This window comes from Oscillochloris sp. ZM17-4 (genome assembly GCF_019599295.1).
Classification (GTDB): Bacteria; Chloroflexota; Chloroflexia; order Chloroflexales; family Chloroflexaceae; genus Oscillochloris.
Genome location: NZ_JAIEWN010000051.1, coordinates 1 through 5,374, shown reverse-complemented (window position 1 = coordinate 5,374; position 5,374 = coordinate 1). Strand labels below are relative to the sequence as shown.

General features: G+C 66.6%; 7 protein-coding genes. 1 reads left to right on the top strand and 6 read right to left on the bottom strand.

The annotated features are described in order from the left end of the window. Nucleotides 1-111 precede the first annotated feature (111 nt). Nucleotides 112-1,467, top strand: coding sequence for an FAD-dependent oxidoreductase (locus K2Z83_RS23950; protein WP_220597700.1), 1,356 nt, complete (start codon nt 112-114; stop codon nt 1,465-1,467). A gap of 73 nt (nt 1,468-1,540) precedes the next feature. Here the strand turns inward: K2Z83_RS23950 and K2Z83_RS23945 are convergent, their stop codons facing one another. The 6 genes from K2Z83_RS23945 to K2Z83_RS23920 all read right to left on the bottom strand — a co-directional run bounded on the left by K2Z83_RS23945 (nt 1,541) and on the right by K2Z83_RS23920 (nt 5,037). Further along, nucleotides 1,541-1,795, bottom strand: a complete 255-nt coding sequence (locus K2Z83_RS23945; protein WP_220597699.1) for an anti-sigma factor — start codon at nt 1,793-1,795, stop codon at nt 1,541-1,543. Next, complete coding sequence (locus K2Z83_RS23940) at nt 1,773-2,405, bottom strand: sigma-70 family RNA polymerase sigma factor (RefSeq protein WP_220597698.1); 633 nt, start codon at nt 2,403-2,405, stop codon at nt 1,773-1,775. The genes K2Z83_RS23945 and K2Z83_RS23940 overlap by 23 nt, the downstream gene beginning before the upstream one ends. A gap of 125 nt (nt 2,406-2,530) precedes the next feature. Continuing rightward, on the bottom strand, nt 2,531-3,196 hold the full coding sequence (locus K2Z83_RS23935; protein ID WP_220597697.1) for a thioredoxin family protein: 666 nt from the start codon (nt 3,194-3,196) through the stop codon (nt 2,531-2,533). 135 nt (nt 3,197-3,331) lie between these two features. Continuing rightward, a complete protein-coding gene (locus tag K2Z83_RS23930) occupies nt 3,332-3,631 on the bottom strand; it encodes a MerR family transcriptional regulator (protein ID WP_220597696.1) in 300 nt (99 codons plus the stop codon). After that, nucleotides 3,628-4,512, bottom strand: coding sequence for a DnaJ C-terminal domain-containing protein (locus K2Z83_RS23925; protein ID WP_220597695.1), 885 nt, complete (start codon nt 4,510-4,512; stop codon nt 3,628-3,630). Before K2Z83_RS23925 ends, K2Z83_RS23930 begins: the two co-directional genes overlap by 4 nt. A gap of 153 nt (nt 4,513-4,665) precedes the next feature. Continuing rightward, nucleotides 4,666-5,037 (bottom strand): hypothetical protein, encoded by a 372-nt coding sequence (locus K2Z83_RS23920; protein ID WP_255604467.1) that lies wholly within the window; start codon nt 5,035-5,037, stop codon nt 4,666-4,668. Nucleotides 5,038-5,374: the final 337 nt, after the last annotated feature.

Sequence of the window (5,374 nt, the reverse complement as noted above, 5' to 3'; positions counted from 1 at the left end):
CTACCGCGTATCGGTCTCCGATACGGCCATGTAACGCTGCGCCAGCAGACGACATCAAACACCGAGAGGGGAAGCGGCCATCACGCTCCCCCAACACCATCAGGAGGCATTATGAGCACCAATCAGCCCAGCGAGCGGCTTATTGTGATCGGCGGGGTCGCGGCGGGCATGAGCGCGGCCGCCAAAGCCCGACGCAGCAACCCAGGGCTCGCGATCACCGTCTACGAGCAGTCGGGCTATGTGAGCTATGGGGCCTGCGGCCTGCCCTACGCGATCAAGGGCGAGATCGCCCGCGTCGAGGATGTGGTCGTGCGAACCCCCGAGCAGTTCGCCAAGCAGGGGATCTCGGCCCTGGTGCGCCACGAGGTGCTGGCGATCACGCCCGACGCGCGCGCGGTCACGGTGCGCAACCTGGAGAGCGGGGCGGTATTTGAAGATCATTATGACAAGCTACTCCTCACCACCGGCGGCGCGGCGAGCCGCATCCCCATCCCCGGCGCCGATATGCCCGGCGTCTTCACCCTGCGCACCGTCGAGGACGGCCTGGCGATCAAGGCCTGGCTCGACGAGCTACGCCCGGCGCGGGGCGTGATCATCGGCGGCGGCTACATCGGCCTCGAGCTGGCCGAGGCGCTGGCCGCCCACGGGGTGGCCCTCACCGTCGTCGAGCGGCTGCCCCAGCTCCAGCCCAGCCTGGATATCGAGATGGCCTCCCACGTCCAGGCCGAGCTGGAGCGCCAGGGCGTCGATGTGCGCCTGGAGCACGGCGTGGAGGCGATCTCTGGCGATGATCGGGTGCGCGAAGTGACCGCCGGCGGCGTCCGCTTCCCCGCCGAGATCGTGATCATGGCCGCCGGGGTGCGCCCGAGCGTCGGCCTGGCCAGCGCGGCCGGGATAGCCCTCGGCCCCACCGGCGCCGTCGCCGTAGACGACCACCAGCGCACCAACCTTCCCGGCATCTGGTCGGCCGGCGACGTGGCCGAGGCCCACCACCTCGTCACCGGCAGGCCGGCCTGGGTGCCGCTCGGCACCACCGCCAATAAGCAGGGCAAGGTGGCCGGCACAAATATCGCCGGAGGCGACGCGCGCTTCGGCGGGATCGTCGGCACCTCGGTGGTAAAGGTCTTCGACCTCACGGCGGCGAGCAGCGGCCTCTCCGAGGAGCGGGCGCGGGCCGAGGGCTTCAGCGTGAAGACCGTGAGCGCCACGGCGGGCTCGCGGGCGCACTATATGCCTGGCGGCCATCCCATCCATGTCAAGCTGGTGTACGAGGCCGGCAGCGGCCGCATGCTGGGCGGGCAGCTCGTCGGCCGCGAGGGCGTCGCCCAGCGGGTGGACGTGATCGCGGCGGCGCTGCACGCCGGCTGGACGGTGGAGCAGCTCGGCGAGCTAGACCTCGCCTACGCGCCGCCCTTCTCTCCGGTCTGGGACCCCATCCTGGTGGCGGCCAACCTGGCAAGGCAGTAAGGGCGCAGCAGCAGAAAGCGGGGTTGCGCCTTGCGCAACCCCGCTTTCTGCTGCTGCGCCCTTACGAAATCGGCTAGGCTCCGGTCAGCCGGGACAGCAGCCTCGCCTCGACATCGGCGGGCAGGGAGACGGGGGTGTCGCTGAGCGCATGGACGATCTGGACTGTCCGGCCGAGGGTGTCGAGCACGACCCGACAGTCGGGGCAGCCGCCAAGGTGCGCCTCAAGGTCGTGACAGAGATCTGCGGGGAGCTCGCCGTCGAGGTAGGCGCTGAGCTGGCGGGCCAGGTCGTAGCAGGGGGGCAGATTAGCGTGCAGCTTCGGCATCATCGATCTCCTCTGGGCGGGCCATATAGCCAGCCAGGGACTCGCGCAGGCGCATGCGGGCGCGGTGCAGGCGCACCTTGACGGCGCCGGGGCTCAGGCCGAGCTGGGCCGCCGTCTCCTCGGTGTTCAGCCCCTCCACATCGCGGAGCATCACCACCAAGCGCAGCCCCTCGGGCAGGCCGGCGATCGCGGCCTCGATCTGCCCGCGCAGCTCGGAGTCAAGCGTCGAGCGGAGCGGGTCTTCGGGCCAGGCCACACGGCTGTCGGGCAGATCCCCGGGCTGGAGCGTCTCGGCCACGTCGTCGAGGGCGAGCGACTGGCGCCGGGCGCGCAGCAGCATTAGCCCCTCGTTGGTGGCGATGCGGTAGATCCAGGTGCCCAGACCGCTCGCGCCGTCGAAGCTATCGATCGCATTACACGCCTTGATAAAGGTGGTCTGGAGCACGCCCTCGGCCTCATCCGCGTCGCCCACCAGGCGCAGGGCGCGGGCGAAGACGAGGGGAGCGAAGCGCTTGACCATACATGTGCAGGCGTCGGGGTCGTGGCGGCGGAGGCCAACAAGCAGCTGCGTATCGTCGTCGTAGACACTGATCGTGATCGTGGGTCCCGGCACGGGTGCCTCCTCCAACTGATGCCTACGATAAGGGCATCAGACTCTAGTATAGCACGGTGCCGGCGGAGGCGTCCGGCACCGTGCAGATAGTCGTCGGGCTCTGCAACGTCGCCCATGACGTTATGCTAGACAGCCTCGGCGACCAGGGCTTCCCGCAGCCGAGCGAGCAACATCGGCTCGGGCACCGCCCCCTCGATATGGATCAGGCCATCGATCACCGTCTTGGGCACACCCATCACGCTGTAGCGCTCGCCCATATCCGGGAACTCAGAGACCTCGACCCCCTCGGCAAGAATATACGGCGAGGACATGGCCAGCTGGTAGGCCAGCACCACCGCCCGCGGGCAGTAGGGGCAGGTTGGCGTCACAAAGACCTGTAGGCGCATCGGGGCATGCAGCTCATCCAGGAAGGCGCGGGTGGCCGGCTGGAGCGAGACCTCAAAGGCGCCGCCGGCCAGGCGAATGGCCTCAAGCAGCGAGACAAACTCATAGCCCGAGGGCAGGCCCAGGAAGCGCAGGCCGTTATCGGCCCGCTCATCGCCGCTGAGCACCACCAGGGTCGGCGCCACCGTCACCCCGTAGGCCGCGGCGCGATCCGCCCCGGCGACGAGATCGACGGACTCGACGCTGATCTGCGGGCTCAGGTCGGCGACCTCTGCCAGCAGCTCGGCGGCCACCGTGCTGTACTCGCCGCTCTCCTCGGAGGTGAACAGGGCCAGGTGTACGGGGTGCCGCAGCTCGCCGAAGGTCTCCTGAATCGCTGTCCGGTCCTTCTCCTGGATGTAACTCATTGCGCTGTCCTTATCGCTGTCTGCATAGCTCCGTCTCTGCAGCTTTGATGTCAGCGACAGGGGTATGGTTACAGCGGGGACGCCAACGGCCGGCGCGCTCGTGGGGCGAGCGTGCCGGCCGTTGGGGCGCCTATGTCAGCGCGCGCCAGGATCACGGAGGGATGCGAGTGCCGCCTGGGCCTGGATGAGCTGGCGGCGCATCTGGATGATCACCTCGACGCCGGCCAGGTTCACGCCCAGCTCATTGACCAGGCGGCGGATAAAGCGGATCTGCTCGATATCCGCATCGCTGAAGAGCCGGATGTTGCCCTTGCTCCGCTCCGGCTGGATCAGGCCGCGCCGCTCGTACATGCGGAGGCTCTGCTCGTGCATCCCGGCGATCTGGGCTGCTACGCGGATGGTGTAGCGGCGCTCCTCGCTGGTGTGCTCGATCATGCCGGCTGGCCCTCCGCGATCCGCCGCAGCTCCGCGAACAGCTCGCGCTCCCGCTCGCTGAGCTGCGCCGGCAGCACGGCATTCATACGGGCGTAGAGGTCGCCGCGCCGATCCGTGTGGAGCACCGGCATGCCCTGGCCCGAGAGGCGGAAGGTGCGGCCGTTCTGTGTGCTCGGCGGGATCGTCAGCGAGATCGTCTTGCCGCTCAGGATGGGCACCTGGGCCTGGCCGCCGAGCAGCAGCGTATACATGGGAACATCAACCGTAGTGTAGAGGTCGCTGCCCTTGCGCTCGAAGCGGGCGTGGGGCAGCAGCCGCACCGTCAGGATCAGGTCGCCGCGGGCGCCGCCATTGAGCCCGGGCGAGCCCTCGCCGGCCGCCCGCACCCGACTGCCGGTATCGGCGCCGGCCGGGATCTTGATCGTGATCGTGCGCGGGGCGCCGTTGGGGGTAGAGAACTGCAGGCTGCGCTGGGTGCCGGTAAACGCCTCCTCAAGGGTGATGTCTACCTGGTGCTCCACGTCCTGGCCATCCATGCGCACATTGAAGCCGCCGGCGCCGGGGCCGCCGCGGGCGGCGCGGCCGCCGCCGAAGAACGACTCAAAGATATCGGAGAAGTCGCCGCTGGCGCCATAGTCGGCGCCGGGGCCAGCCTGCTCGTAGCGCTTCCAGTCGCTGCCGAAGCGGTCGTACTTCTCACGCTTCTCCTTATCGGACAGCGTCTCATAGGCCTCATTGATCTCTTTGAAGCGGGCCTCGGCCTTCTTATCGCCCGGGTTGATGTCGGGGTGATATTTGCGCGCGAGCTTGCGGTATGCCTGCTTGATCTCCTGGTCGCTGGCGCCGCGGCTCACGCCGAGGATCTGGTAGTAATCTTTCATAGACGGGTGGCGTTCCTGTAGATCGTAGAGCTCTCTGTATTGTAAAGACTTGATAGTGCCACTGTCAAGGTTCGTCTCTAAGAGGAGTATAAAATAATGATGCCATCGGCCCGTGACAGGCCGATGGCATCATCAGAAGATATGCGGGGGAGGTCAGACGATCTGATACTCCCAGGCGTTGGAGCGGCGGTAGGCGGCGTAGGTGGAGAGGTCGCGGATCAGTCGCTGGAGCAGGTCGCGCTCGATCGGGTCGTCGTAGCCGGCGATCAGGCGCTTGATCGGCTCGTGGTTCTCTGGGAGCGGCGCGTAGCGATAGCACAAATCGCCCTTGGGGCAGACCGAGCGGCCCATCACCCCGTCCTCAACCATCTCATCAAGGGCCTGCGAGACGCTCCAGATATCACGGCAGACGCGCTCGGCGATGCTGCTCGCCGTCGCCTCCATACGCACGTTTTCGTGGAAGATCAGCAGCAGGTGCAGTTTCACCGGCGTATCGATGGCCTTCTCCAGAAGACGCTGAATCATTAGGTCGATCATTGACCGTTCCTCCTTACCACGAGGGATCCACATTGATCTCACGCGTGAGGCGTAGGCGCCACCTGCGAAACGGGACAGAATGAGTTGAGATACGTCTCAAGCAGTGGCTCCTGCGGCATGGGAGGAGCTTGGGGTGGGGCAGACAATACGTGGATGGCTACTTTGTCACAAGTAAGCAACGTGATTATACACGAAAGCCCTGCAGGCTGCTAGGGGAATTTTTCTTTTTTTTCACCACTTGTGTTAAGAACCATTCACTGTCTCACAGCGGGTATAATGAGCGATGCGGGCGGGTTCAAGGGCGGGATCCCCTCTTGAAAACCCT